The 1,515-nt window shown below is 72.3% G+C and carries 1 protein-coding gene; it reads right to left on the reverse strand.

Going from position 1 to position 1,515, the window contains the following annotated elements:
* Nucleotides 1-115 precede the first annotated feature (115 nt).
* Entirely contained in the window at nucleotides 116-1,501 is a 1,386-nt protein-coding gene (locus tag GUY61_RS38265) for a rhodanese-like domain-containing protein (RefSeq protein WP_166634886.1), read from the reverse strand.
* Nucleotides 1,502-1,515: the final 14 nt, after the last annotated feature.

A 1,515-nucleotide genomic window follows, 5' to 3' on the forward strand; every position in this document is an offset into this window, starting at 1 on the left:
ATGGGTCCCGGGTTTCCGGCGGCGGCCGGTGTGGCCGCCGCCGGGTGACGCGGAACCGTTCGGGCCGTGCGGGGCGGTGCCGGTGGTGCCGGGTCACGGTTGCCGGGTGTGCCGGTCAGGCGTTGGCGGACTCCGTCTGGACCAGCCAGGCGCCGTAGCCGCCGAGGAGGTCGGAGACGTCGGTGTGGCCGGTGTGGCGCAGGAGGCTGGCGGCGATGGAGGAGCGGTGGCCGCCGGCGCAGTGGACGACCAGGGGGCGGTCGGCCGGGAGCTCGGCCGTGCGCTTGGGCAGTTCGGCGAGCGGGATGTGCACCGAGCCCTCGATGAAGCCCTCCTCGCGTTCGCCGCCGCCGCGGACGTCCACGACGACCGGGGGCCGGTCGCCGGCGAGGGCTTCGCGGAGCTGGTCGACGGTCAGGCGGCTGGCCTGGGTCAGCTCGTCGGCGATGGCGGGGAAGGCGCCCTCGGGCTCGCGGAGGTAGCCGGTGACCTTGTCGAAGCCGATCCGGGCCAGGCGGGTGACGAGTTCCTCCTCGCGGTCCTGCGGGGCGACGACCACGACTTCCTGCTCGGGGCGCACGACGGTGCCGGCCTGTTCGGCGAAGCGGCCGTCGGCGGGGACGTTGACGGAGCCGCGCACGTGTCCGGCGGCGAACTCCTGCGGGTCGCGGCCGTCGACGACGACCGCGCCGGCGGCGCGGCGGGCGAGGAACTCCTCGGTGGACAGCGGCCGCGGTGCGTGGGCCGGGTCGAACAGGTCGTGTTCCTTGCGGTTGAGGATGGCGTCGTAGACGAAGTAGCCGGGGGCCGAGGGCTGTCCGGCGGTGACCAGGGCGAGGAACTTCTCCTCGCTCATCGGCTGGCAGGCGTAGTTGGTGGCGCGCTGGTTGCCGATGGTGGACTGCCGCTCGGTGGACAGGTTCTTGCCGCAGGCCGAGCCGGCGCCGTGGGCGGGGAAGACGCGGACCTCGTCGGGCAGGGCCATCAGCTTGTGCTGGATGCTGTCGTAGAGCATCTTGCCGAGTTCGTCGGCGGTCACGCCGATGGAGGCCAGCAGGTCGGGGCGGCCGACGTCGCCGATGAACAGCGCGTCGCCGGTCAGGACGCCGTAGGCGGTCTCGTCCGCGGCGTGCTCGAAGAGCAGGATGCTGATCGACTCCGGGGTGTGGCCGGGGGTCTCCATGATCTGCAGGGTCACGTCGCCGAGGCTGATGCGCTCGCCGTCGGTCAGCTTGCGGATCGGGTACTCCGCCTCCGCGCGCTGCCCGTAGCCGATCCAGGCGCCGGTGCGGTCGGCCAGCTCCAGGTGACCGGCCAGGAAGTCGGCGTGGAAGTGGGTGTTGATGACGCCCTCGATGGTGAAGCCGTGCGCCTCGGCGTCCGCGACGTACTCGGAGACGTCACGGCGGGGGTCGACGACCACGGCCTTGCCGGTGGTCTCGTCGGCGATCATGTACGAGGCGTGGGACAGGCAGTCGAGGTAGTACTGGGCGAAGAACACGGAAGCCTCCGTAT

The organism is Streptomyces sp. GC420 (assembly GCF_009916105.1).
Lineage (GTDB): Bacteria > Actinomycetota > Actinomycetes > Streptomycetales > Streptomycetaceae > Streptomyces.